The organism is Bradyrhizobium sp. C-145 (genome assembly GCF_023375135.1).
GTDB classification, from domain to species: domain Bacteria; phylum Pseudomonadota; class Alphaproteobacteria; order Rhizobiales; family Xanthobacteraceae; genus Bradyrhizobium; species Bradyrhizobium zhanjiangense.
This window is the reverse complement of sequence record NZ_CP088150.1, coordinates 5768909-5795303: the sequence shown is the minus strand read 5'-3', so window position 1 is coordinate 5795303 and position 26395 is coordinate 5768909. Positions and strand designations below refer to the sequence as shown.

The following is a 26395-nucleotide window of genomic DNA, read 5'->3' as shown; positions in this document are numbered from 1 at the left end:
GGCGAAGGCCGGGACCCATACGCCGAGTTCACGTTGTAGCGCGAGCTTGCTAATGCCAAGTCTTCGCCGAATTGCATTCGGTGGTTATGGGTCCCGGCCTTCGCCGGGACGACACCGAACTTGACGCGCGGTCTTCGCGTCATAGCCAGCACCACGGCCTCGCCTGCCCTCACTTCTCTGCCAGATAGACCTCGCCCAGCAGCGACGAATTCGACCACGGCACCTGCTTGTTCTTCGTGGTCGAGACCACCTCGGCCCGGACCCGTGTCAGCATCTGCTGCACCTCCAGCCCGGGCGTGCCGATGTGACGCGACAGCGCGGCGGAGAACGGCGAGTTCGCGCCTTCGCCGTCGAGCGCGACCTGGCCCGGCGCGGTCGCGTAGGCGATCAGCGTGCCGGCTCCCAATGTCGCGCCGGTGCCGAGGCTCGTTGGAGCTGCGAGGCCCGGGGCACCCTCGATGCCGCGATTGCTGCCGACGGATGCGACCTGCTGCGCCATCGGATTGTTGCGGCAGGCGTCGAAGATCAGGATGTTGGTGCGGACCTGGTCGTCGAGGCCGGCCATGATCGTATCCGTCTCGATCATCGCCTCCGTCATGTTGGCGCCCGGCTTGAGCGCGACGTCGACGGGAATGAGATAGTTGCGGCCGTCGACCTGCACACCATGGCCAGCATAGTAGACCACCGCGACCTGCGCCCGCACCGCCTCGCGCAAGAAATCGCGCGTCACCTTCTGCATCGCGGCGCGGTCGAGGTCGATGCCCTCGGACACGGTGAAGCCGATATCGCGCAGGCTCTTGGCGATGGCGCGCGCATCGTTAGGTGGATTGGGCAGCGGCTTGACATGCGCATAGGCGCCATTGCCGATCACCAGCGCCATGCGCTTGCCGGGGGCGACCGGTGCGGGCGAGGGCGCCGGCCCCGCCTGCTGCGGAGCGGGGTCGGTCGGCTGCGTCGTCGGTGACGGCGCATCGCGCGGGATCGGCGCGCTCGCATCCGTCAGCAGCGACAGCCGCACCTTCGCGGTGGCCTGGTTGGCCTTGCTGCCGGCGTCCGAAGCCACGATCGCCAGCGTCGTCTTGTAGTCGTCCTTCGCATGCGCATAGTCGCCCTTAGCCTCATAGGCGAGCGCGCGATGGATGTAGCCGGAGATCAGCACGCTGTTGGGCGGCGTCATGATGTTGACCGGCGGCCGTTCCTTGGCGAGCCGGATCGCTTCGCTGCCATCGGCGATGGCGCGATCGAGATCACCCTTGGCGCGCCAGATCGCGGTGCGGTTGATCAGCGGCTGCGGCAGCGTCGGATCGAGCCGGATCGCCTGATTGATGTCCGCGAGCGCGCCGTCGAGATCGCCGAGCGCCTCTTTCGAGATGCCGCGGTTCTGGAACGAGAATGCCGATCTCGGATCGGCCTTGATCGACATGTCGTAATCGGCAATGGCCTTGGCATAGTCGTGCTTGCCGCGCCAGGCATTGCCGCGATTGTGGAAGATGATGCCGCTGGGCGGGCCGAGCTTCAGCGCGTCGTCGAAATCGGCGATCGCGATCTCGTATTCGCCCTTGTCGTAATAGGCCGATCCCCGCAAGTTGTAGACCGCCTGGCTCGGCCGGAGCCGGATCGCTTCCGTGGCATCAGTGATGACCTTGGCGTACTGGCCCTTCTTGTTCCACCCGACCGCACGCCAGAAGTAGACCGTTGCGAGCTGCTCGCCCCTGAACACTTTCAGCGCGATGATCTTGGTGCAGGCGTCGACCATCTGGTCCGCGGGCGTGGTCCCGGTGGTGCAGAGCGGGCCGAGCTGATTGCGGGCCTGGGCGAAGGCGGGCCCGGACCACGTCGCGACGATGAGCAGGCAGAGCGCGACGAGCAGGCGGCGCATGGCGATATCTCGTGAGAGGAGAAGCGCTTGTTTGTTGCCCCGCGGGGCGCAGGGGTTCACGGGCTCCCGCCCTGGCGCGCGGCCAATCGAGGCGCCTCGATCCGCTATTCCCTGAGTGGGCAGAATTTGCTAGGACGCAGAACCCAATCCGTCTGCCCACCGTGTCCCACCGATGAAAAACGACGAAATCCTGAGCCAGATCACCGAGTTCTGCCGCAAGGCGGGCATGGCGGAATCGACCTTCGGTCGGCGCGCGGTCAACGATGGGAAGCTGGTGCATCGCCTGCGCGAAGGAAAGCGCATCACCATCGACACGCTGGAGCGGATCCAGGCCTATATGGCCGCATCGATGGCCGGCGGCGTGCCGCCGCCACGGGGACTTCAGGTGCCGCCGGAAAAGCGCGACCCGCGCGGCAATTTCCGCTTCTTCGAGAACCGCCAGAAATACCTGCTGTTCGTCCACACCTGCAGCGAGAAGCGGGTGATCGCAGATAGGGTCGCCTTGGAGTTAAGCTCCATCCATCCGCGCCCGCCGGCACTGCGCCTGTTCGACGCGGGCGTGGGCGATGGCACGGTGCTGGCGCGGGTGCTACGCGCAACGCACCAGCGCTTTCCCAACATGCCCTTCTATGTCGCCGGTAAGGAGCTCAGTCTCGAGGACCTGCGCCTGACGCTGGAGAAGGTGCCGGATCGCATTTTCGAGCATCCGGCGTCGGTGTTCGTCTTCACCAACATGTTCTACGCGGAGGCGCCCTGGCTGACGCCGGCATCGCCTGCGGCGGCGGCGGCCACCGTCTGGCATGAGGTGCCGCTGCGCGGCGCTTCATCGGGCGAGTTCGAGCAGCAGATCGCGGAACTGCGGCCGTTCTTGGAGCAGAACTGGCGCGCCGCGATCAGCCCACGCACGGCCATGCCGCTCTACGAGCGGCCCGTCGTCCTCGTGCTCTATCGCAAAGACCACAGATTTCTCTTGGATTCGACCATCCCGCGGCCGGGCCAGACCGAGGCCAATTTCGACCTCGTCATCGCATCGCAGCCCTACCGGGCGCTGTCCTCGGTCAATTTCCGGGCCAAGCGGATCATTGCACCCCTGGCGCGGGCGCTCCGGCCTGGCGGCAGGCTGATCGGAATCCACTCCCACGGCCAGGATCCGGGCATGGAAATGATCCAGGCGATCTGGCCTGGAGAAAATCCTTTCTCAGTCAGCCGTCATGAGCTACTGCGTGCAGTTAAGTATGAACTTGGATCGGTGGGCCGCGACTTAAATTTTAATGCTTACGCGGATAACCGTTCGATCTTCAGGTATGATATGGAAGCGCTGCCCAACGAGGTCACCGGCACCATCGGTACCTCGACGGCCTTTGCAGCGTGGAATGCGGCGGTGTATGTCGCTCAGATTGAGGACGACCGGTTGACAGAAATGACTCAAAACGGCCGCACTCTGGATGCCGCCAGGGACGTGCTGCGCAAGTACAATGGGCTCTGGTTTCTCGACGAATCCTACGTCATCTCGCGTCGGCGTGATTGACATCATCAAAAGTAAACATCGCAAACGCCCGCCGGCTAATGGCGGAACAAGGGGTTACTGATGCGCGCATCCTATCTCTTCACCAGCGAGTCCGTGTCCGAAGGCCATCCGGACAAGGTCTGTGACCGGATCTCCGATGAGATCGTCGACCTGTTCTATCGTGAAGGGCCGAAGGCGGGCATCGATCCCTGGGCCATCCGCGCCGCCTGCGAGACGCTGGCGACCACCAACAAGGTGGTGATCGCTGGTGAGACCCGCGGTCCGAAATCAGTGACCAACGAGCAGATCGAAAGCGTCGTCCGCGGCGCGATCAAGGACATCGGCTACGAGCAGGAAGGCTTCCACTGGAAGACCTGCGACGTCGAGATCCTGCTGCATCCGCAGTCGGCCGACATCGCCCAGGGCGTCGATGCGCTGCAGCCGGGCGAGGTCAAGGAAGAAGGCGCGGGCGACCAGGGCATCATGTTCGGCTACGCCACCAACGAGACGCCTGATCTGATGCCGGCGCCGATCTTCTACGCCCACAAGATCCTCCGCCTCATCTCCGAAGCGCGCCACTCCGGCCGCGAGAAGGTGCTGGGCCCGGATTCCAAGAGCCAGGTCACCGTGCAGTACGAGAACGGCAAGCCGGTCGGCGTGCGCGAGATCGTGGTGTCGCATCAGCATCTGATCGAGGACCTCACCTCCAAGCAGGTGCGCGACATCGTCGAGCCCTATGTGCGCGAGGCGCTGCCGAAGGACTGGATCACGCCGAAGACGATCTGGCATATCAACCCGACCGGCAAGTTCTACATCGGCGGTCCCGACGGCGACTCCGGCCTGACCGGCCGCAAGATCATCGTCGACACTTATGGCGGCGCGGCCCCGCATGGTGGCGGCGCGTTCTCCGGCAAGGATCCGACCAAGGTCGACCGTTCGGCGGCCTATGCCGCGCGCTACGTCGCCAAGAACGTCGTTGCCGCCGGTCTCGCCGACCGCTGCACGCTCCAGCTCGCTTACGCCATCGGCGTCGCGCGGCCGCTGTCGATCTACATCGACACCCACGGCACCGGTAAGGTGTCGGAGGATCAGCTCGAGAAGGCCGTCGCCAAGGCGATGGATCTCACGCCGCGTGGCATCCGCACGCATCTCGACCTCAACCGCCCGATCTACGCGCGCACCTCGGCCTACGGCCATTTCGGCCGCACGCCGGACAATGAGGGTGGCTTCTCCTGGGAGAAGACCGACCTCGTCGAGCCGCTCAAGCGCGCGCTCTAGTTTTAAGCGTCATCCCGGGGCGCGCGCGGTACGCGAGCGAACCCGGGATCCTTATCCATCACATCGAGATTCCGGGTTCGCGTCTTTTGGGCGACCCGGAATGACGAGTTCAACAACAGGATACTCGCAATGAACGCGAAGCCCGGCTTCACCGATTACATCGTCAAGGACATTTCGCTCGCCGATTTCGGCCGCAAGGAGATCTCGCTCGCCGAGACCGAGATGCCCGGCCTGATGGCCACCCGCGAGGAGTACGGCCCGAAGCAGCCGCTCAAGGGCGCGCGCATCGCCGGCTCGCTGCATATGACGATCCAGACGGCGGTGCTGATCGAGACGCTGGCCGCTCTCGGCGCCGATATCCGCTGGGTCTCCTGCAACATCTATTCGACGCAGGATCACGCCGCGGCTGCGATCGCGGCCGCCGGCATTCCCGTCTTCGCCGTCAAGGGCGAGACGCTGACTGAATATTGGGACTACACCGCAAAGCTGTTCGACTGGCATGGCGGCGGCACGCCGAACATGATACTCGATGACGGCGGCGATGCCACCATGCTGGTGCATGCCGGTGTCCGTGCCGAGAACGGCGACACAGCCTTCCTCGACAAGCCGGGCTCGGAGGAAGAGGAGATTTTCTACGCGCTGGTCAAGCGACTCCTCAAGGAGAAGCCGAAGGGCTACTTCGGCGAGATCGCCAAGAACATCAAGGGCGTCTCGGAAGAGACGACGACAGGCGTGCATCGCCTCTACGAGATGGCCAACAAGGGCACGCTGCTGTTCCCGGCGATCAACGTCAACGACAGCGTCACCAAGTCGAAGTTCGACAACCTCTATGGCTGCCGTGAATCGCTGGTCGACGGCATCCGCCGCGGCACCGACGTGATGCTGTCGGGCAAGGTTGCGATGGTCGCCGGCTTTGGCGACGTCGGCAAGGGCTCGGCCGCTTCGCTGCGCCAGGCCGGCTGCCGCGTCATGGTCTCCGAAGTCGATCCGATCTGCGCGCTTCAGGCCGCGATGGAAGGCTACGAGGTCGTGACCATGGAAGACGCCGCGCCTCGCGCCGACATCTTCGTCACCGCGACCGGCAACAAGGACATCATCACCATCGAGCACATGCGCGCGATGAAGGATCGCGCCATCGTCTGCAACATCGGCCACTTCGACAACGAGATCCAGATCGCCGCTCTGCGCAATTTGAAGTGGACCAACATCAAGCCGCAAGTCGACGAGATCGAATTCCCCGACAAGCACCGCATCATCATGCTGTCGGAAGGCCGCCTCGTGAACCTCGGCAACGCCATGGGCCATCCGTCCTTCGTGATGTCGGCGTCCTTCACCAACCAGACGCTGGCGCAGATCGAGCTGTTCGCCAACAACAAGAACGGCAAGTACGAGAAGAAGGTCTACGTGCTGCCCAAGACCCTCGACGAGAAGGTCGCCCGCCTGCACCTCGCCAAGATCGGCGTCAAGCTCACCGAACTGCGCAAGGACCAAGCCGACTATATTGGCGTGAAGCAGGAAGGCCCGTACAAGTCGGATCATTATCGGTACTGATTGCGTCAGGACGTTTGTCCTACTTTTGCCGCGCTGGACAGGCTGTCCGGCGCGGTTTTTGCCATCTAGTGAACTGCATCACATCCTGTTCGATAGCTGCGGTGTTATTGCAATCTTTGGGAGTGAATATTCGCATTGCGATTTCGTTCATTGCTGGAGGGTACTATGGCGTATTTCAGAGACGCATGGCCTTTGGCTTTTGTTCTGGTGGCGGCCAACCCCACCAATGCTGCAACTCCAATCGACTCTGATCCTGCTGCGTTCTTCCAATCCGGCAGCCTCGCAGGTGCGCTTGAAGCGGCATCTGCCGATGTGAAGCAAGACGAAGGCGGTTCGGGTCCGCGGCGGATCCAGCTGTCGCAGTGGTTCAATTTCGCCAATTGTTTTAGCGGGGTCTGGCGAAGGTGTTGAACGATGTGGCGCCCGGCTCTCATTGTACTTCAGCCAACGCCGTTCTGTAACATCGACTGCGACTATTGCTATCTGCGCCACCGCGACGACCGTACCGTGATGGGTGCAAAGGTCGTCTCTGCGATCCGCGACAAGATTTTTCCCAGGATCGCCCGCGACGCCGCGCCGACGATTATTTGGCATGCCGGCGAGCCGACGACAGTGCCCATTGCTTGGTATCGAAGCGCCTACACCGAGCTGCGAAAGACGGCGCCAGGGGCGACCAACTTCTCGCTGCAATCAAACGGGATTGGCCTCGGACGGGACTGGATCGAGTTTGCCCGAGAGACCGGTACGCAGATCGGACTCTCGATCGACGGTCCGCGAGAGTTTCACGATGCGCGCAGGAAGACGCGAAACGGCAAGGGGACCTGGGCTCTGGCGATGCAAGCATTGCGAGAGCTGCAACAGGCGCGGATACATCCCAACGTCGTCACGGTCCTGCATCCGCTGTCGCTTCAGGCGGTCGATGCATATTTCGAGTTCTATCGCGACAACGACATCTCTCACGTCTCGTTTTCGATTGATGAGTCCGAGGGACGTCATGCGACGAGTTCGTTCGATGCCGGAGACTACACCGATGCCATCACCGGGTTCCTTTTCGGTCTGATGAAGCGCGCCTACCTCGAGGGCTTCCCGCTGCACATCAAAGAAGTCGAGCGGATCGCCTCGATTCTAGCCGGCGGGCAATTGCGCAACGAGCAGATCGACGCCTGGGACGTCCTGGTCGTCGCTGCAAACGGCGATGTGACGACGTTCTCGCCGGAGTTCATGGAGGTGCGCTCACAGGCGCATCGCAATTTCAACTTCGGGAATATTCTGATCGACGACTTCGATCGGATCTTCACCAGTGCCCTCGTCGCCCGAACTCAGGCAGAGATTCGGCAGGGCGTGGACCTGTGTCGCGCGCGGTGCCGATACTTCGCGGTGTGCGGCGGCGGCGCCCCATCCAACAAGATGCAGGAAAACGGGGGGCTCGATTCTGCCGAGACGCAGTTTTGCAGATTCTCCGTGCAGCCCGCGGCGGAGGCTTTCCGTAAGATGATCCATTGGGCGCGGCAAATACCCGAGGATCGTTTCATTTCCAATCCGAGATGTTTTGCAGAGCCGCTGACGTAGTCGGAAGTTATTTCGATGGGAGGTCACGATGACGGAATGCCCTGCTTCTGTTCTCTCCACCTTCTGTATGTGGACGCAGTATCTTCCTCCTATCATTCAGCAGATTAGGGGCCCGCAGATTGCATCATTCCTGTTCGGCGTCCTTGTGGTCGTTGTTTTCTCGGTCGATCATTACAAGGTTCCCACTTACGCTAAAACGACAATCGGCGAATTCATCGAGCTTGCGCCGGAATCGTTGACTTCGCATTCGAGATATATGAAGGGTTTGGCAATCTACGTTGCCTTAATGTTGGGCTTCTACTTCATTTTGCTCGCGATTGGCCCGACCGCGATTGCACCAATTCTGTCCTACATTCCTGGCGGCTCCGACGGCAAGATCGACAATTCGGTTTGGCCACTTGCGGCGACATCGATCATCACCTTGATCGGGAGCCGCGACGACGACAAATATCTCGGCCGGATGGAGGGTTGGCTCCGATCCATCGCCCATGAGGCGGCCTACATCCCTTATGCGGTGACGAACCTCGCGGTCGCGCTCGACGGTAGCTTTCCTCTGGCCGACGAAGAGCTGCGCGCCGCAGGAGAATTCTCCCCGGCGACGCAGGCTCTGATCGAAGACAATCAGGAAGGCTCCAGGCAAAATTGGCTACGCGCCAAGTTTCTTTATTCGCGGTTGGAGCTGTTGCGAGATCGGGACGATCAGTTCAAGCCGGTGATGAGGCAACCGGAGAACGAGCGTGCATTTGGGTTCGTTCGCGATCAACGTGATGTCCTGGCCAAGGAGCTTGATCGTGGTGACCCCGGCGAAGATGCTGCGCGGAAGATCGACGCATTCAAGAATGCGCTCGCAGTGTTCCTGGCATCGATCTTGTGGCGTGCCTGTGAGAACGAAACCGCCGTCAATGCCAAGCTGAGGTCGCTTAAACTCAATGTAAGCACGCCGGCGCCACGTTCGCCTGCGACCTTCATTTTTCATCTGGCGTTCTATCTCGGTGGCGTGGCGTCTGTTTTCCTGATCGCGCTGAAAATCAGATCGATGCAGTTCCATGACGAGTCGGCCCAGCAGAAATGGCACCTCACGTTGGCCTTTTTCGTCTTCCTGCTCACTGCATTCTTCGTTACCCGCTGGCGGGAGAAGCGGCTAGCCAGCGGCGACTGGAAGTACAGTTCGGATGTCGTCATTCGTTGCGCGATCATGAACACGATCGCCGTCACGCTCATCTCGGTGTTGGTCACATTTGCTGTTCACCAGGGCGGAAGCGGCCGGTTCTATGCGATGCTCCTGATGGCGTTCGGTATGGCGCTTCCGTCGACCCTGCTTTTTCAACTATTGATGCGCTGGGCTGCAAGTTCACCTCCGACGGGTGAGGCGGTCGCCGCTACTGTGGGATGTAGTAGAAATCCATTCGAACTGTTCAGGACAACACTTTATGCAGGTGGCAGCTATTCGATCATCGCGTTCGTATTCGCATTCGTGCTGTACTGGCCGTCGGATTATACTGTCATCAGCAGCACGCCGCTACAATACGTCGAATCGGCGCTGATCAGCCTTAACAACATCGACAAGGTAAATCAGGACAAGAGGGACGAAGACAGCTGGTTCCGCACCTCGGTATCACAGGCATCCATCCGAAATTTGGAAGCCGAGCTGCAGAATGTGAGATCGAGTATCGCGACGGGTAACTATCAGCCTGAAGCGCTGTCTACGATCGTGGCGGAGTGCGATACCATGGGCGACCTGGGTGGAGGGCGACGGCTCTTCAACCCAGGTTGCGAGCTCGGTGGGCTGTTGTCGACCATAGAGAAGGGCGAGGTCATGTCCAATCTGTATGGGCTACAAATGCAGATCTCGAATCTGAAGCCCGCATTCGCAGCTTTTCAGAACTATAAGACCCTTTCGAACGCAGTTCATTTGCAATGGCCAAACGCGTTGCTCGCAAGTCTGATGTGGGCTGTGATGGCTGGCGTCTTTGCTGTCTCTGCACTGCTATATCGGCGGCGGGAGCTGTGGGACGGATTGTCCCTCAGGAAGCTGCCGGACTTTGTGCCGAAGGGGCGGCAGGAAAGGGAATCCTGGCTGCGTACCCCGCTTTACGACCTGGCGAAGCTTTCGCCGCTCGAAGCATTGCGCTATCCAACGTTCCGCGCCCGGTTGGCGGATAATATGAGCGCGCAGCCGAGCATCCAGCCGAGCGTGCCGCACTTGCGAACTGTGGCTTGATTCCGGTTCATGAACGAGTGCTGGAGGTCACGTGTATCGGTTTGGTGGTTGATTTTTGCTCGGATCGAGCGCTAATCAATCTATGGGAGCGCGTGACAGCGAACATTTCGACGTCCTCATCGTCGGTGCCGGCCTGTCCGGCATCGGCGCGGGCTATCATTTGCAGACGAAGTGCCCGGGCAAGAGCTACGTCATCCTGGAGGGACGCAACTGCATCGGCGGCACCTGGGACCTGTTCCGCTATCCCGGCATCCGCTCCGACAGCGACATGTTCACGCTCGGCTATTCCTTTAAGCCGTGGACCGACCCGAAGGCGATCGCCGACGGGCCGCAGATCCTGAACTATGTGCGCGAGACCGCCGCCGAGAATGGCATTGAGCAGCACATCCGCTTCAGTCATCGGGTCAAGCGCGCATCGTGGTCGACGCCGGAGGCGCGCTGGACCGTGGAGGCCGAGCGCATCGCGGGCGAGGGCGCACCCGAGCTCGTGCGCTTCACCTGCAATTTCCTGTTCATGTGCTCGGGCTATTACAAATACGAGGCGGGCTACACGCCGGAGTTCAAGGGGACGGCGGATTTCCAGGGCCGCATCGTGCATCCGCAGAAATGGACTGAGGACATCGACTATTCGGGCAAGCGCGTCGTGGTGATCGGCTCGGGCGCGACCGCAGTGACCCTAGTGCCGGAGCTCGCCAAGAAAGCGGCGCAGGTCACCATGCTGCAGCGCTCGCCGACCTACGTGGTGTCGCGCCCCGCTCAGGATCCCGTCGCCAACAAGCTGCGCCGCAATTTGCCGACGCGGCTTGCTTATCACCTGATCCGCTGGCGCAATGTGATGTGGGGAATGTTCTTCTTCCAGCTCAGCCGGCGCCGGCCGGCGAAGGTGAGGGATCTCATCCTTAGGGGCGTGCAGATGGCACTCGGCCCCGACTACGACGTCGCGACCCATTTCACGCCGCGCTACAATCCCTGGGACCAGCGGCTGTGCCTCGTTCCCGACGGCGATCTCTTCAAGGCGATCCGCGAGCAGCGCGCCGCGGTCGTCACGAGCGAGATCGACACGTTTACGCGCGACGGTATTCGCCTGAAGGACGGCAGCGAGCTTGCGGCCGACATCATCGTGACGGCGACGGGCTTGGTGCTCCAGGTCGTCGGCGGGCTCGAGATCAGCGTCGATGGCCGCGCCGTCGATTTCGCCAACACGCTGACCTACAAGGGCATGATGTATGCCGACGTGCCGAACATGGCGTCAGCCTTCGGCTACACAAACGCGTCGTGGACGCTGAAATGCGATCTCACCTGCGAATATGTCTGCCGGCTCATCAACTACATGGACCGGCATAATTTCCGTCAGTGCATGCCGCACAATGACGATGCCACGATCACCGCGCAGCCCTCGCTCGATTTCACCTCGGGTTATGTGCAGCGCTCGATCGCCAAGATGCCGAAGCAGGGCTCGAAGCGGCCGTGGCGCCTCTATCAGAACTACGCGCTCGACATCGTCTCCTTGCGCTTCGGCCGGATCGACGACGGCGTGATGCAATATTCCTGATCTCCGTATGTTGCCGGAGGAACCCGTCGACCGCTTGAGGCGAACCGCGACTTGAAGTAGTATTGTTGCGTTGCATGCAATTTACTTCCGACAGCGCCTGAGTTCCGCGTCGCTGGCATTGATGGGAGCGCGGGACGTGCACGTGCTTGCTCTGGTCACGCAGAAAGGCGGAAGCGGTAAGAGTACGCTGGCTGTCGGGCTTGCCGTGGCCGCGATGGAATGCGAAGAGCGCGTTGCTCTCATTGAGGCGGACGCGCAGGGCACCATCTCGAAATGGAAAGAGCGTCGCGAGAATTCCTATCCTCGTGTCGAGTGCGTTGCGGATCCGGCAGAGATCGAGCCGGTGCTATCTCGGCTCCAGGCCGAAGGGATTGGGCTCGCAATCATCGACACGGCCGCAACGAACAACGCCCTGGCGCTGCGCGCCATCACCAATGCCGACCTCTGTCTCATTCCGGCGCGTCCGAGCCCGGCCGATATCGAAGCTGCCATCCCTACGCTGTTGGCCATTCGTAGGGGTAACCGCCGGTTTGCCTTCATCCTCAATCAGACGCCCACACGGGGGTGCCGGCTGAGTGAAGCTGCCACGTCGCTCAACTCGCTTGGGGTGCTTGCGCTTCCCTTTATTGGACAGCGCAACGACCATCAGGATGCGCTCGGGGTAGGCTTGGGCGTCACCGAGTTTGCGCCGGACGGAAAAGCCTCGGACGAGATCGTTGGGCTGTGGCGCTGGATTTCGGAGCACATCTTCGCGGAGTCGAATCATCATGGGCAAGGCGCGGTCGAGACAGCCTGCTGATGGCGCACGCGCCAAACGTCGGTCGCTGGTGGATCTGACTGCGGCGGTGAGCCGCACAATCGACGAGAGCCTCTTGGAGATGCCGCCTGATCCGGTCGCCGTCCCACGGGGCGATGGACTCCGGAGCGAGCAGGCAGCCAGGACTGCTCGAAAGAAGCCTGCTCGAAAGGTGCCTGCGGAGACGACCATTCCCGCGGCAATCGACAACGTCGCGACGTGCCCGTCTACCAAGGTGGAGCTGCGTTCGACGCAATTCCAAAGTGCCAGCAACACCTCCGCTCTCGCCGTGGAGATCGCCAAAGAGATGCAGACGCATGCTCTCGAGGCAATGAAGTTAGGCGTGCATACTGCGTTCGAATATACGAAGGATATTGCCAGTCCGGAAAGCGACGTCCTGGACGGAGCTGCCGCTGAGTGCCACGCTGTCGTGCTCGAATTGATGAAAGTGAATGCAGGCGCGACCCTGCAGTATACGCGCGAGTTGAGCCGCGTGAGAACGCTCTCGCAATGGATCGAGTTGTCGAGCTCACATGCGCGGAAGCAGTGTGAGTTGGCGCGACAGCAGGCCGAATTGCTGAAATCATTGACACGCAATGCGAGAACGTCCGGCGCCGACTAGCGCGCATCGGAATCAGGATATCGCCGAGGCCGGGGCGGGGCAGCCCGCCCGCCAATGTTGTTTGCGTATTCGGCCGCCTGTCTGAATCGGCCATCCCTGCCCAACGGTTAACGCCGGATTAACGGATGGGTCCTAGCCTGTCTCGGCCAGGGTGACTCGCAAGGCCGAGGTGAGCCCAATGGAAGCCCAGAGAATCGCGGTCGACGCCGTCGTCGCGCTGACCGATTGCGACCGCGACGCCGTCATCGCCTTCATCCGCCGTCTCTACCTCGCCGGCGTCACCGATCCCAAGCGCCTGACGTTCAAGGGTCTCCAGGCGCTGTCGCGGGCCTAATTTGGGCGGTTTCGGCCCCAAGTTCCGCTCGAGCGCTCTCCCCAGCGTGATTGCAACCCGGCGGTGAATATCTTGCCGCTCGGGCTCCGTCGGGCTACACGACACCCCGGCTGGGTCACTTGGGATTGGGGAAATGCTGAAACAGCTTTTTGCGCCGCAACTTGTTATTCTTTATGTGCTGGCGGCTTCGACGATTTACGTTCACTTCCGCGGCAAGCAGCGGCTGCGCTTCGCGCGCCAGCTCGGCGATCACTCGACTTATCTCGCGCCCTACAACGTGCTGATGTATGCCGGCTCGGCCGTGCCCAACAAGCCGGTGATCTCGGTCGATCAATTTCCCGAGCTGAAGCCCCTGAGCGAGAACTGGGAGACCATCCGCGATGAGGCGGTGCGGCTGTTCGACGAAGGTTTTATCCGCGCCGCCGCCAAGAACAACGACTGGGGCTTCTATTCCTTCTTCAAGAGCGGCTGGAAGCGGTTTTACCTGAAATGGTACGATGACTTCCTGCCTTCGGCGCGCACGCTCTGCCCGAAGACGGTGGAGCTGCTGAACTCGATCCCGAGCGTGCACGGCGCGATGTTCGCGATGCTGCCGCCGGGCGGCAAGCTCGGCGCCCATCGCGATCCCTTCGCGGGTTCGCTGCGCTATCACCTCGGCCTCGTTACGCCGAACTCGAACAAATGCCGGATTCTCGTCGACGGCGTCGAATGCGTCTGGCGCGACGGCGAAGCCTTCATGTTCGACGAGACCTTCATCCACAGCGCCGAGAATGCGACCGACGTCAACCGCATCATCCTGTTCTGCGACGTCGAGCGCCCGATGAAGTTCGGCTTCATGACCGCGATCAACCGCTGGGTCAGCCATCACATCGTCAAGGCGTCGGCGACCCAGAACGTCGACGGCGAGAATGTCGGCGTGCTCAACAAGGTGTTCGGCAAGCTCTACGAGATCCATCTCGGCAGCCGCAAGGTCAAGGAGTGGAACCGCAACGTCTACTACACGCTGAAATATTCGCTGACGGCGCTCATCCTCGGCCTCATCGTGCTGTCGGCGTTGCGGTGAATCGGCGCCTCGCGATGAGCCCCTTGCCGGTCGCGAATACGGAGATCGTGCGGTTCTTCCGCCAGTGGCTGGACACCTTCGCGGGCTATGTCCGCGAGGTCGACTATGCCTCGGCGCGGCCGCTCTTCCATCCGGATGTGCTCGCCTTCGGCACGCATAACGATGTCATCCCCGGCCTCGATCAATGGGTCGCGACGCAATGGGACAACGTCTGGCCGAAGACGACCGATTTTCGTTTCGTGCTCGATCAGACCTCGATCCTGGCATCGTCCGACGGCACGATGGTGACCGTGATCGCGCCGTGGACGAGCACGGGCTATCATTCCGATGGCAGCGCGTTTCCACGCCCCGGGCGGGCGACGATGGTGTTCTCCAAGACCGCCGACGGCTGGCTGTGTGTGCATTCCCATATGTCGCTCAACCGCGGAGTGCCTCAGGCGAGCCACGCCAATCGGCGGGTAAGGCCTGGTAGAGCCAACCCATCCGGCAGCGTGCGCCGCCGGCTTTATTGGCCGACTAAAGTTTTACACTCTCGTTCCAGTTCGGCCGGAACCCTTGGAACCTGATCTCGTTTTTTCTCAACGAATAATCGGTGAAAAATGCGCAACCGGGGGGCTGTCCGAGGGAAACGCTCCCATGGCAACACTCGACCTTGATGCCACCCGACTTACTGAATCCGAGCATCAGCGCCAGCTTCGTCGCGCGGTGATCGCGTCCACGGTAGGGACCGCGATCGAATGGTATGATTTCTTCCTCTACAGCACCGTCACCGGTCTGGTTTTCGCAAAGCTGTTCTTTCCGCAGTCCGATCCCTGGGTTGGCACGCTGGAGGCGTTTGCGATCTACGCAGTCGGCTTCGTCGCGCGCCCGATCGGCGCGGCAATCTTTGGACACTATGGCGACCGCATCGGACGTAAATCGACGCTGATCGCGACGCTGCTTTTGATGGGACTGGCGACCGCCGCAGTGGCCGTGGTGCCGACCTATGCGAGCATCGGCATCTGGGGCGCCGTGATCCTGACCGTGCTGCGATTCATTCAGGGCGTCGGCGTTGGCGGCGAGTGGGGCGGCTCGGTGCTGATGTCGATGGAATGGGCCCGCAGCGACCGATCCCGAGGATTGATCGCGTCATGGCCGCAATTCGGCGTGCCCTGCGGCCTGTTCCTCGCAAATCTCGCCGTGCTGGCGTTCAGCCAGATGGCGGGCGATCAGTTCCTGGCGTGGGGCTGGCGCATTCCGTTCGCGCTCAGCATCATCCTGGTCGGCGTCGGGCTTTATATCCGGCTCGGCATTCTCGAAACGCCGGTGTTCTCAAAGCTCGTGGCCGAACGTCAGGTCGACCGCACGCCGATGCTGACGGTGATCCGGGAATACCCGAAGGAGATCCTGCTGTCGGCCTTCGCGCGCATGTCGGAGCAGGCGCCGTTCTACATCTTCACCGCCTTCGTCTTCTCCTATGGCATCGGCACCCTGCACGTTTCGCGCGACTTCCTGCTGACCGCGGTGCTCTCGGCCTCGGTGCTGTCGTTTGTCTCGATCCCGCTGTGCGGACATATCTCCGATCAGATCGGCCGCAAGAACATGTACATGATCGGCGCTGCCGTGACGGGCATCTTCGGCTTCGTCTATTTCGCGCTGCTCAACACCGGATCGCCAACCATCATCTTCCTTGCGATCATCCTGTCGCTGATTCCGCACGACATGCAGTACGGGCCGCAAGCCGCCTTGATCGCCGAGAGTTTTACCGGACGCCTGCGCTACAGCGGATCCTCGCTCGGCTATCAACTCGCATCCGTGATCGCCGGCGGCCCGGCGCCGCTGATCGCAACCTGGCTGTTCGGCACGTTCCATTCGGCGACCGCGATCGCGATCTACATCGCGATTTGCGCTGTCATGACGCTGGCCGCAACCGCGATGATGACCGATTACACCGGGAAGGATATCAACGCGGTGGGCGCGCATGAGCGGCGAACTTGAGGCCGCAAAAAAGCCCCGGACGTGACGTCCGGGGCTTTGCCTGTCTGTGATCTCGAGCTCAGCCTATTCCGGCTGGCCGATGCTCACCTTCAGCGTGCCGACGCCGTCGACGCCGCATTCGAGCTTGTCGCCCACCTGGAGCTGCGAGACGCCGGCCGGCGTGCCCGTCATGATGATGTCGCCGGCGGCGAGCTTCACCTGCTGCGAGAGCTGCCAGATGATCTCCGGCACGTTCCAGATCAGCTCGGTGAGGTCGCCCTGCTGCGCTTCCTTGCCGTTGACGGTGAGCCAGATCTTGCCCTTCGAGGGATGGCCGATCTTCGAGGCCGGCTGCACCGCGGAGCAGGGGGCGGAGCCGTCGAACGACTTGCCGATCTCCCAGGGACGCTCCTTCTTGCGCGAGGCGATCTGGAGATCGCGGCGGGTGAGGTCGATGCCGACGGCGTAACCGTAGACGTGGTCGAGCGCCTTGTCGGCGGGGATGTTCAGCCCGCCGCTCTTCATCGCGACGACCAGCTCGACCTCGTGATGCAGATCCTTGGTCAGCGGCGGATAGGGAATGGTGGCGCCATCCGGCACCAGCATGTCGGCGTGCTTGGCGAAGAAGAACGGCGGGGCGCGCTCGTCATTGCCCATCTCGCGGATGTGCTCGAGATAATTGCGGCCGACGCACCAGATGCGGCGCACCGGATAGCGGCCGCTTTCCCCGACGACGGGAAGCGATGCCTGGGGCGGAAGCGGAATGACGTAGGAGGCGGCGTTCATGAAGCGGTCTCGCGGCTCTTGAGGTTGATAAGGAACTCTATGCGGTTGCGCTGATCGGCGCCAGTGCACCGACATCGTGATGTTGCAGGCGGAAGAACGAGGCGTAACGGCCGGAGCGGCGCAAGAGCTCGTCATGCCGGCCCTGCTCGACGATCTCGCCGCCCTCGACCACCAGGATGCTATCTGCGTGCATGATGGTGTGCAGGCGGTGCGCGATCACGATGGTGGTGCGGTTCTGGCAGAGATGTTCGATCGCCTCCTGCACCTGACGCTCGGACTCCGAATCGAGTGCGGCGGTGGCTTCGTCCAGGAGGATGATCGGCGCGTTCTTGATCAGCGCGCGCGCCACCGCGATGCGCTGGCGCTGGCCGCCGGAGAGCTGCGTGCCGTGCTCGCCGACCGGCGTGTCGTAACCGAGCGGAAAACCCATGATGAAATCATGCGCGCAGGCCGCCTTCGCCGCCTCGATGATCTCGTCCTCGCTCGCGCCGGGCCGGCCGAAGGCGATGTTGTTGCGGATCGTGTCGCGGAACAAATAGACGTCCTGGCCGACATAGGCGGTCTGCGCCCGCAGCGATTTGCGCGAGACCGAGTTGATCGACTGGCCGTCGATCACGATCTCGCCTTGCGTCACCTCGTAGAAGCGCAAGAGCAGCGCCAGCACGGTGGACTTGCCGCCGCCGGACGGGCCGACCAGGGCGGTGACCTTGCCGGGCTCGGCGATGAAGCTCATGCGGTTGAGCACGGTCTCGCCTGAGCGATAGGAGAAGCTGACATCGCGCAGCTCGATGCGGGCATCTGACAGCTTCAGTGCCGGCTTGTCGTCGTCGGACTGCTCGCTCGCGGGGCTGTCGACGACCTCGAGCAGCATGCGCGCGCCGACCAGCTGGCTGTTGAGGTCGATGTTGAGCCGCGCCAGCCGCTTGGCCGGCTCGGTCGCCATCAGGAAGGCGGTCATGAACGAGAAGAATGCGCCGGGCGTCGCATTGAGCGCGACCACGGCGTAGCCGCCGTACATCAGGCAGCCGGCGACGGCGAAGCCGCCGAGCATCTCCATCAGCGGATTGGAGCGGTTGGCGACGCGGGCCATCTTGTTGGCGTTGCGCTCGACGACCGCGATGTTCTCGTCGATGCGGTTCTGCATGGTATCTTCGAGCGTGAACGCCTTGACGGTGCGGATGCCTTGCAGCGATTCCTGCATCGTCTCCAGGATGTCGGCGATGCCGGTGAACTGGTTATGCGCAAGGCCCTTGATGCGCTTGACCAGCTTGCGCAGCACCAGCATCGCCGGTGGCACCGCGACGAGGCCGATGAACGACATCAGCGGGTCCTGCCACACCATCACACCGATCATGGCGAGCAGCATCAACAGGTCGCGCCCGATGGCGTTGACCAGCATGTTGAGCACGTCGGTGATGGACTTGGCGCCGGCGGTCAGCCGCGCCAAAAATTCCGACGAATGCCGCTCGGAGAAGAAGCCGACGCTCTCGCGCATCAGCTTGGCGAACAGCTGGCGCTGGTTGGTCGCGAGGATCGCGTTACTGATCTTGGTCAGGATCACCATGTGGCCGTAGGTCGCCACACCCTTGATGAACAGCAGCACCACCGTGATGCCCGAGAACATCGCGATGCCCGGGATGTTCTTGTCGACATAGGCCTGGTTGATGACCTGGCCGAGCACATAGGTCGCGCATGCGGTTGAGCCTGCGGCGAGCGCCATCAGCGCAAAGGCGACGAGGTAGCGCCGCCAGTAGACGACCCCTTGTTCCATGACCAGGCGGCGAATCAGGACCGCTGCCGCATAGGGATCGTCGGTGATTTTCTTTGGAAACTGAGCCATCCGGTGTCCATTGACGGCGCAGGACAAAGCCTGCCCGCGCGTCAGGGATCGATGGGCCTCTGTGCCCGCTCAAGCGGGGTTTTTCAAGCCCAATTAAGGGCTTGCGCTCGGGATGATTCTAGGCCGAGACGGCGTGGCGAAGCTCGCCATGGCGCTCGCGGAACAGCTTGTCCTCCCAGGCCAGCGCATGCGCGGCGATGGTCTCGAGGTCCTCGTATTGCGGCTTCCAGTCGAGCAAGCCGCGGATGCGGCTGGTGTCGGCGACCATGGTCATGATGTCGCCGGGCCGGCGCGGGGCGTATTGCACGGCGAAGCTGCGGCCCGAAACCCGGCGCACCGCGTCGATGGTCTCCAGCACCGAATAGCCGCGGCCATAGCCGCAATTGAGCGTTGTCGAGGTGCCGCCATTGCGCAAGTACGCCAGCGCGGAGCGATGTGCCTGCGAAAGGTCCGTGACGTGGATGAAGTCGCGGATGCAGCTTCCGTCCGGGGTCGGATAGTCGGTGCCGAACACGTCGATCTTGGCGCGCTGACCGGTGGCGGCTTCCACAGCGATCTTGAGCAGATGCGTCGCGCCGACGGTGGCAAGGCCGATGCGCGCCTGCGGATCGGCGCCGGCGACGTTGAAGTAGCGCAAGGTCACATATTGCATGCCATAGGCGGCGGCGACGTCGTGCAGCATGATCTCCGTCATCAGCTTCGACGAGCCGTAAGGCGACAGCGGTCGCGTCGGCGCGTGCTCGGGCACCGGCACCTGGTCCGGATTGCCGTAGACGGCGGCGGTCGAGGAGAAGATGAAGCGGCCGATGCCGCGCTTGACCGCGACGTTGAGCAGATTGCGCGCGGTCGTGAAATTGTTGCGGTAGTAGCCGAGCGGATCGCGCATCGAATCCGGCACGACGACCGAGCCCGCGAAATGGATGATGCTCTCGATGTCGTGCTGCGCGATCACGCCTTCTAGCAGGTTCTCGTCGCCGGCATCGCCAATGAACAGCGGCACGCCTTCCGGCAGATAGGTGGAGAAACCTGTGGAGAGATCGTCGATCACGACGACGTCCTCGCCGGCTTCCGCCAGCGCCAGGACCGTGTGACTTCCGATATAGCCGGCGCCGCCGGTGACTAGCACAGTCATGATCTCACCCGTCTTCGATCAACGCGCAAAACTAGCGCTGGCGTGGTGAAGAGGGGGTATCGGCGCGGCTGAACTGGTCACTATGCTTAATGTTGCGTATAGGGGACCTGTTAAACGGAGCATGACGTGGCGAATTTCCCGGGCGATCTCGAAGTGATCGTGCCAAATCTGCACAGGCGTTATTCCGGGGTCACCGCGACCAATCGGATGGTGGCGCCGCGGCTGGCGAAACTGTATCGCGCGGCGTGGTTCGGCTCCGATGCGCCGAACGGGATTGCGCGCCTGAGCGCTGCGGATTTCCTGAAACTATGGCATCGCAAGGCGCCGCTGATCTGGCATGCGCGCCGCAACAACGAGATGATCGCCGGCGTCGCGTTGCGCGCGCTCGGCTGGCCACTGAAGCTCGTGTTCACCTCGGCGGCGCAGCGGCATCACAGCTGGATCACGCGCTGGCTGATCCGGCGCATGGATGCGATCATCGCAACGAGCGACATCTCGGCATCGTTCCTGAAAGTGAAGGCAACCGTGATTCCGCATGGCGTCGACACCGACGTCTACGCGCCGCCAAGAGATCGCGTCGCTGCGTTCGCGGAAGCCGCGCTGCCGGGCCGCTACGCGATCGGCTGCTTCGGCCGCGTTCGCGCGCAGAAGGGCACCGACGTGTTCGTCGATGCGATGTGCCGGCTGTTGCCGCGCTATCCCGATTTCACCGCAGTCATCGTCGGCCAGGTCACGCCCGAGCAGACGGCCTTTGCCAACGAGCTGAAGCAGCGCATCGCGGCCGCCGGCCTGCAATCGCGCATCGTCATCACCGGCGAATTGCCGATCGGCGAGGTGCAGCGCTGGTATCAGCGATTGACGATCTACGCTTTCACCTCGCGCAACGAAGGTTTTGGCCTGACGCTGATCGAGGCGATGGCGGCCGGCAGCGCCCTCGTCGCCGCACGCGCCGGTGCGGCCGAACTCGTAGTCGAAGATGGCGTGACCGGCGTGCTGGTGCCGCCCGGCGATGTGGATGCGCTGGTCGCCGGGCTGGAGCCGCTGATGCGTGATGTGGACGCCGCGACTGCGATGGGCGCGCGCGGGCGGGCAAGGGTGCTCGAACGCTTCAGCCTGGATGCGGAGGCGGCGCGGATCGGCGAGGTCTATCGCCCGCTGCTCTGAGCGTTGCTTTCGTGGGTGCAAACAAAAGTGCGAAAGCCGAAGACAATGAAATCAACGGTTTGGCGGTGAGCTTGTTTTTCTTGCGGATTTTTCGAATAGCCGTTGATTTGTCGGGCAAAACACTGGCAGGATGTCATCATCGGCGCTCGCGCCACTCACGTCGTCGCCCTTGCCCCCGTCTCACCCAGCACCCGCTGCGCAATCGCCACGACCTCGCTCGCCGCGATGTCGCGCATGCAGCGGTGATCGTTCATCTTGCAGATCGTGCTTTGGCAGGGCTGACATGACAGCACGCTCTTGTCCTGCACGACGGTCGCGGCGAGGCCATTGAGGGGGGCCCAGAGATAGGGGCTGGTCGGGCCGAAGATGCCCATGGTCGGCGTGCCCAGGGCGGCTGCGATGTGCATCAGGCCGGAATCGTTGGAGATGGCGACGCCGGCCGCGGCCATGGCCAGCACGCCATTGCGCAAATCGTTGCCGGTGAGGTCCCGCACCCCCGCGCCACCGGCCGCGACGATCTCCTGGGCGAGGCCCTTTTCCGCGGGGCCGCCGACCACCCAGACCTCCAGGCCGCGCTCGACCAGCAATCGGGCGGCCTCGGGATAGTAGGTCCAGCGCTTTGACACGCCGACCGAGCCGGGGGCCAGCGCCACGGCCGCGCCGGCGCTGAGGCCATTGGCTTGCCGCCAGCGGACGATCTCCTCGGCGGGGACGCGCAATTGCGGCACCGGCCATTCCGGAGGCAGCGGCGCGCCGTCGGGCTGGGCGAGGGCGGCGTTCTTGTCGATGAAGCGGGGCAATTTTTTCTCGCCCCAGCGCCAGTGGTTGATCAGGCCGAACCGGAACTCGCCGACGAAGCCGACCCGTTCAGGAATGCCCGCCAGCGCGGGCGCGATGGCCGCCTTCCAGGTCCGGGGCAGCACCAGGGCGGTGCCGTAGCTCCGCTCGCGCAGGAGTTTTGCCAGGCTGAGCTGGCGGCCAACTGCGAGCCGGCCACGCGGCAGGTCCCAGACGACGCCAGCGCGCACGCCGGGCATGTAATCGACCAGCGGGGCGCACAGGGAGGTGGTCAGGAGATCGACCGGCCGGTTGGGCCAGCGCTGCTTCAGGACCCTCACGACAGTGTGATTCCGGACGAAATCGCCGATCCACATGTAGGGAATGATCAGGATCGGACTTGTGTCGTCCCGGTCTGCATGTCCACTAAGTTGCGAATCTATATTCATTTGTTAATAGGGCCGAAGGCGAGCTATGGGCCGTTCGGTTAGCCGCTCCGGGCCGGCAGGTAAAGCCGGCTGAGGACCGATCCCAAAACCGCTTACACTTTGGCGGATCATGCGCTACGGCAGGACCGGGCTTTCAGAAATCGGGCAGGTAGGTGGAATGTTGCTGGTGACCGGCGGGGCCGGTTTTATCGGATCGAATGTCGTCGCCGCGCTCAACGAGGCCGGCCGCAGCGACGTCGTGGTCTGCGATCTCCTCGGCTCTGACGGCAAATGGCGTAACCTCGCCAAGCGGCAGCTTGTGGATATCGTCCCGCCAGCCGAGCTGGAGGACTGGCTGAAGGGCCGCAAGCTCGACGCCATGATCCATCTCGGGGCGATTTCCGAGACCACAGCGACCGACGGCGATCTCGTGATCGAGACCAATTTCCGCCTGTCGATGCGCCTCCTGGACTGGTGCACGGCGAATGCGGTGCCATTCATCTATGCCTCATCGGCGGCGACCTATGGCGATGGCACGGACGGCTTTGACGACGACGCCTCGCTGCCCGCGCTGAAGAAGCTGCGGCCGATGAATCTCTACGGCTGGAGCAAGCACCTGTTCGACCTCACTGTTGCCCAGCGCGTCGCGAACGGCGATCGGCTGCCGCCGCAATGGGCGGGCCTGAAATTCTTCAACGTGTTCGGCCCCAACGAATACCACAAGGGCTCGATGATGAGCGTGCTGGCGCGCCGCTTCGACGACGTGAAAGCGGGCCGCGTCGTGCAGCTGTTCAAGTCGCATCGTGAAGGCATCGAAGACGGCGACCAGCGCCGCGATTTCATCTATGTCAACGACGTCGTGCGCGTCGTCATGTGGCTGCTCGCGACGCCGTCGGTCTCCGGCCTGTTCAATGTCGGGACCGGAAAGGCGCGCAGCTTCAAGGACCTGATGCTGGCAGCCTATGCCGCGCTCGGCAAAAGGCCCAACATCGAATACATCGACATGCCCGAGGCGATCCGGGGCAGCTATCAATACTTCACCCAGAGCAAGGTCGATCGTCTCCACCGCGCCGGCTATAACGGCGGCTTCACGACGCTCGAGGACGCGGTCAAGGCCTATGTCGGGGATTATCTCGACCGGCCCGACCGTTTCCGCTGAGGCCCCGCGATCATGCCGACACCCATTCTCGATTTCGACGCCCTCGCACAAGCCATCAGCGGCCGCACGGTGCTGTGCATCGGCGACATCATGCTGGACGAGTTCGTCTATGGCGAGGTGTCGCGGATCTCGCCGGAAGCGCCCGCGCCGGTGATCTCGGCCCAGCGCAGCGAGATCTATATCGGCGGCGCCGGCAACGTCGCGCGCAATATCGCCTCCCTCGGCGCGCGCTGCATCTTCGTCGGCCTCGTCGGCGAGGACGATGCGGGCAGGCGGCTCGCCTCGGCGCTGGCGGAGTACGCCGGCATCGACAGCGTTCTGGTGACCGACTCCTCGCGCCCGACCACGCGAAAAGTCCGCTTCGTCTCCGAGCATTTTTCCACGCACATGCTGCGTGCGGATTGGGAGCAGGCGGGGCCTGCCTCCGATGCAACCGAGACGAAGCTGATCGAGGCGATCCTGCCGCAGATCGCGCGCGCCGACATCGTGCTGCTGTCCGACTACGCCAAGGGTGTGCTGACCGCACGCGTGATCCGCCACACCATCGATGCCGCGCGAAAGCTCGGCAAGCCCGTCATCGTCGATCCCAAGAGCCTGAACTGGGCGATCTATCGCGGCGCGACGCTGCTCACGCCCAACCGCAAGGAATTTTCGGAGGCGACGCGGAGCCGCGCCGACACCACGCAGAGCATCGTCGATGCCAGCGAGGACGTGATGCGGCTCGCCGATTGCGAGGCGATCCTGGTCACGCTGGGCGAGCACGGCATGACGCTGGTGCCGCGCAGCGGCGAGGCCGTCCATGTTCCGGCTTTCCCGGTGAAGGTGCGCGACGTCTCCGGCGCCGGCGACACCGTCGCCGCCGCGCTTGCGGTCTCGCTCGCAACGGGCGCGGACTGGGACGCGGCGCTGCGCATGGCCAATGCCGCCGCCGCCGTCGCCGTCGGCAAGCAGGGCACCGCCACCGTGAGCGCGGCCGAGCTGCGGCGAAAGATCCTGCCGCACGCCTATCTCGCCGCCGAGGAGAAGATCGTGCTCGAGCCGGGCGTGCTGGACGCGCAACTCGCCGAATGGAAGAGACAAGGCCAGCGCGTCGGCTTCACCAATGGCTGTTTCGACATCCTGCACCCCGGCCACGTCAAGGTGCTGACCGCGGCGCGCGCGGCCTGTGACCGCCTGATCGTGGGTCTCAACAGCGACGCCTCGGTGCGGCGGCTGAAGGGCGCCGATCGCCCGGTCCAGGACGAGCGCGCGCGTGCCGAGGTGCTCGCTGCGCTGGAGGCCGTCGATCTCGTCGTCATCTTCGAGGAGGACACGCCGATCGACCTGATCACCAAGATCAAGCCCGGCGTGCTGGTCAAGGGCGGCGACTATACCCGCGAGCAGGTCGTCGGCCACGAGGTCGTCGAGGCCGCAGGCGGGACGGTCGTGCTGGTCGATATCCTTCAGGGCTTCAGCACCACGGCGCTGGTGCATCGCGCGCGGGGAGGGGACAAGTGACGGCGCTCGCCCGCGAGACGGCGGGCCAGATGCTCGGGCGGCGGCTGCGCAGCCCGACGGCCTGGCGCGAGACGGTCGACATTTTCGCGGTGCTGACCGCGGCTTCGCTGCCATGGTCGACCTCGCTTGCGGGCATCTTCAATGCCCTGCTGCTGCTCTGCATGGTGCCGTTCCTCGACCTCCGCGCGTTCCTGCAATCGCTGAAGCGCCCGATCTGCGTTGCGCCGATCGCGCTGGTCGCTCTCGCGCTACTCGGGACGCTGTGGTCGGATGCGACCTGGGGCGCGCGCCTGTATGCGGTCAATCCGACCGTCAAGCTGCTCGTGCTGCCAATCCTGCTCTACCATTTCGAGCGCTCGCAGCGCGGGCATTGGGTGCTCGTCGCCTTCCTGGTGTCCTGTGCGCTGTTGTCGGTGATGTCGTGGCTGGTCGCCTTCTATCCCAACCTCGCGCTCAAGACCGATGCGCCCGAACGCGGCATCTTCGTCAAGAACTACATCGACCAGAGCCAGGAATTCACGCTTTGCGCGGTCGCGCTCGCCTATCCGATCGTGATGCTGCTGCGTGAGAAGCGTTACTGGCTCGCCGGGCTGCTCACGGCGCTGGCGCTCACCTTCTTCGTCAACATGGCCTTCGTGGTGGTGTCGCGCACGGCGCTCGTCACCATTCCGATCATGTTCGGCGTGTTCGCGCTGCTTCATCTCAAATGGCGCAGCATTGCGATAGTCGCCGCCGCTCTGCTCGCCGGCGCCGTTCTGGCCTGGCAGGCTTCGCCGCATTTGCGCCAGACCGCTGAGAGGTTTACCAATGAGTATACGCGCTATGTGGAAAGGGGCGAGCCGACCTCGATCGGGCTGCGGCTCGAATTCTGGCGGAAATCGCTCGGCTTCTTCGCGGAGGCACCGGTCGTGGGGCACGGCACGGGCTCGACGCGCGGATTGTTCGAGCGGGTCGCGACACCCAGTGGCCAGTACCAGGCGTCCGCCGAAGTGATCGGCAATCCGCATAACCAGACGCTGAACGTCGCCGTGCAATGGGGCGCCATCGGTATCGCCGTTCTCTTCGCGATCTGGATCCTGCACCTGCTGTTGTTTCGCGGCGACGGGTTCGCCAACTGGATCGGACTCCTGGTGGTGGTGCAGAACGTCTTCACCTCTCTGTTCAATTCCCACCTGTTCGACTTTCACGAGGGCTGGATGTACGTCATTGGCGTCGGCGTTGCCGGCGGCATGGTGATCCGGGCCCAACGGTCCGAGGCGAAGCCGGAAGAGGCCGGTTCCTGAA

At 63.1% G+C, this 26395-nt stretch carries 21 protein-coding genes and 1 pseudogene; 17 read left to right on the top strand and 5 right to left on the bottom strand.

The window, feature by feature from the left end:
- Positions 1–169: 169 nt before the first annotated feature.
- Positions 170–1879, bottom strand: a complete 1710-nt coding sequence (locus LRP30_RS27400) for a caspase family protein (RefSeq protein ID WP_249756747.1) — start codon at positions 1877–1879, stop codon at positions 170–172.
- A 172-nt stretch (positions 1880–2051) separates the two neighbouring features.
- On the opposite strand from LRP30_RS27400, the gene LRP30_RS27395 reads away from it, so the two are divergent.
- The 13 genes and pseudogenes from LRP30_RS27395 to LRP30_RS27335 all read left to right on the top strand — a co-directional run bounded on the left by LRP30_RS27395 (position 2052) and on the right by LRP30_RS27335 (position 16349).
- Positions 2052–3407: a hypothetical protein gene (locus LRP30_RS27395; RefSeq protein ID WP_249756746.1), complete on the top strand. Its 1356-nt coding sequence runs from the start codon at positions 2052–2054 to the stop codon at positions 3405–3407.
- Between the two features lie 60 nt (positions 3408–3467).
- Entirely contained in the window at positions 3468–4664 is a 1197-nt protein-coding gene (gene metK / locus LRP30_RS27390; protein WP_128932730.1) for a methionine adenosyltransferase, read from the top strand.
- 129 nt (positions 4665–4793) lie between these two features.
- Positions 4794–6215, top strand: a complete 1422-nt coding sequence (gene ahcY / locus LRP30_RS27385; protein WP_128938831.1) for an adenosylhomocysteinase — start codon at positions 4794–4796, stop codon at positions 6213–6215.
- A gap of 165 nt (positions 6216–6380) precedes the next feature.
- Positions 6381–6626, top strand: a complete 246-nt coding sequence (locus tag LRP30_RS27380; RefSeq protein WP_128932732.1) for a hypothetical protein — start codon at positions 6381–6383, stop codon at positions 6624–6626.
- 3 nt (positions 6627–6629) lie between these two features.
- Positions 6630–7784, top strand: coding sequence for a cyclophane-forming radical SAM/SPASM peptide maturase GrrM/OscB (grrM, locus tag LRP30_RS27375; protein ID WP_249756745.1), 1155 nt, complete (start codon positions 6630–6632; stop codon positions 7782–7784).
- Positions 7785–7812: 28 nt separating this feature from the next.
- A complete protein-coding gene (locus LRP30_RS27370; RefSeq protein WP_249756744.1) occupies positions 7813–10005 on the top strand; it encodes a hypothetical protein in 2193 nt (730 codons plus the stop codon).
- Between the two features lie 82 nt (positions 10006–10087).
- Positions 10088–11557: an NAD(P)/FAD-dependent oxidoreductase gene (locus LRP30_RS27365; protein WP_249756743.1), complete on the top strand. Its 1470-nt coding sequence runs from the start codon at positions 10088–10090 to the stop codon at positions 11555–11557.
- 136 nt (positions 11558–11693) lie between these two features.
- Complete coding sequence (locus LRP30_RS27360; RefSeq protein WP_249756742.1) at positions 11694–12356, top strand: AAA family ATPase; 663 nt, start codon at positions 11694–11696, stop codon at positions 12354–12356.
- Positions 12325–12975 (top strand): hypothetical protein, encoded by a 651-nt coding sequence (locus LRP30_RS27355; protein WP_249756741.1) that lies wholly within the window; start codon positions 12325–12327, stop codon positions 12973–12975. The genes LRP30_RS27360 and LRP30_RS27355 overlap by 32 nt, the downstream gene beginning before the upstream one ends.
- A 178-nt stretch (positions 12976–13153) precedes the next feature.
- Positions 13154–13309, top strand: a complete 156-nt coding sequence (locus LRP30_RS27350; RefSeq protein WP_007612486.1) for a hypothetical protein — start codon at positions 13154–13156, stop codon at positions 13307–13309.
- Positions 13310–13442: 133 nt separating this feature from the next.
- The gene (locus LRP30_RS27345; protein ID WP_128938827.1) at positions 13443–14372 is read left to right on the top strand and encodes an aspartyl/asparaginyl beta-hydroxylase domain-containing protein; all 930 of its coding nucleotides are present in this window, start codon (positions 13443–13445) and stop codon (positions 14370–14372) included.
- A gap of 14 nt (positions 14373–14386) precedes the next feature.
- Positions 14387–14836 (top strand): annotated as a pseudogene (locus LRP30_RS27340) (nuclear transport factor 2 family protein); the annotation flags it as partial.
- Between the two features lie 172 nt (positions 14837–15008).
- Complete coding sequence (locus LRP30_RS27335; protein WP_128932739.1) at positions 15009–16349, top strand: MFS transporter; 1341 nt, start codon at positions 15009–15011, stop codon at positions 16347–16349.
- A 63-nt stretch (positions 16350–16412) separates the two neighbouring features.
- On the opposite strand, the gene LRP30_RS27330 is transcribed toward LRP30_RS27335, so the two are convergent.
- The 3 genes from LRP30_RS27330 to galE all read right to left on the bottom strand — a co-directional run bounded on the left by LRP30_RS27330 (position 16413) and on the right by galE (position 20086).
- A complete protein-coding gene (locus LRP30_RS27330) occupies positions 16413–17114 on the bottom strand; it encodes a fumarylacetoacetate hydrolase family protein (protein WP_249756740.1) in 702 nt (233 codons plus the stop codon).
- 37 nt (positions 17115–17151) lie between these two features.
- A complete protein-coding gene (locus LRP30_RS27325) occupies positions 17152–18954 on the bottom strand; it encodes an ABC transporter ATP-binding protein (RefSeq protein WP_249756739.1) in 1803 nt (600 codons plus the stop codon).
- A gap of 118 nt (positions 18955–19072) precedes the next feature.
- A complete protein-coding gene (gene galE, locus LRP30_RS27320; RefSeq protein WP_249756738.1) occupies positions 19073–20086 on the bottom strand; it encodes a UDP-glucose 4-epimerase GalE in 1014 nt (337 codons plus the stop codon).
- Between the two features lie 126 nt (positions 20087–20212).
- On the opposite strand from galE, the gene LRP30_RS27315 reads away from it, so the two are divergent.
- Positions 20213–21250 carry a glycosyltransferase family 4 protein gene (locus tag LRP30_RS27315; protein ID WP_249756737.1) on the top strand — a complete coding sequence of 346 codons (1038 nt, stop codon included), beginning with the start codon at positions 20213–20215 and terminating at the stop codon, positions 21248–21250.
- Positions 21251–21405: 155 nt separating this feature from the next.
- On the opposite strand, the gene waaF is transcribed toward LRP30_RS27315, so the two are convergent.
- Entirely contained in the window at positions 21406–22476 is a 1071-nt protein-coding gene (waaF, locus tag LRP30_RS27310; RefSeq protein ID WP_249756736.1) for a lipopolysaccharide heptosyltransferase II, read from the bottom strand.
- 157 nt (positions 22477–22633) lie between these two features.
- Between waaF and rfaD the strand changes: the two genes are divergently transcribed.
- From rfaD to LRP30_RS27295, 3 genes are read left to right on the top strand one after another with little or no spacing between them, the layout of a single operon-like run.
- Entirely contained in the window at positions 22634–23614 is a 981-nt protein-coding gene (gene rfaD, locus LRP30_RS27305; protein WP_249756735.1) for an ADP-glyceromanno-heptose 6-epimerase, read from the top strand.
- Positions 23615–23626: 12 nt separating this feature from the next.
- The gene (gene rfaE1 / locus LRP30_RS27300) at positions 23627–25111 is read left to right on the top strand and encodes a D-glycero-beta-D-manno-heptose-7-phosphate kinase (protein ID WP_249756734.1); all 1485 of its coding nucleotides are present in this window, start codon (positions 23627–23629) and stop codon (positions 25109–25111) included.
- Entirely contained in the window at positions 25108–26394 is a 1287-nt protein-coding gene (locus LRP30_RS27295) for an O-antigen ligase family protein (protein ID WP_249756733.1), read from the top strand. The genes rfaE1 and LRP30_RS27295 overlap by 4 nt, the downstream gene beginning before the upstream one ends.
- Position 26395: the final 1 nt, after the last annotated feature.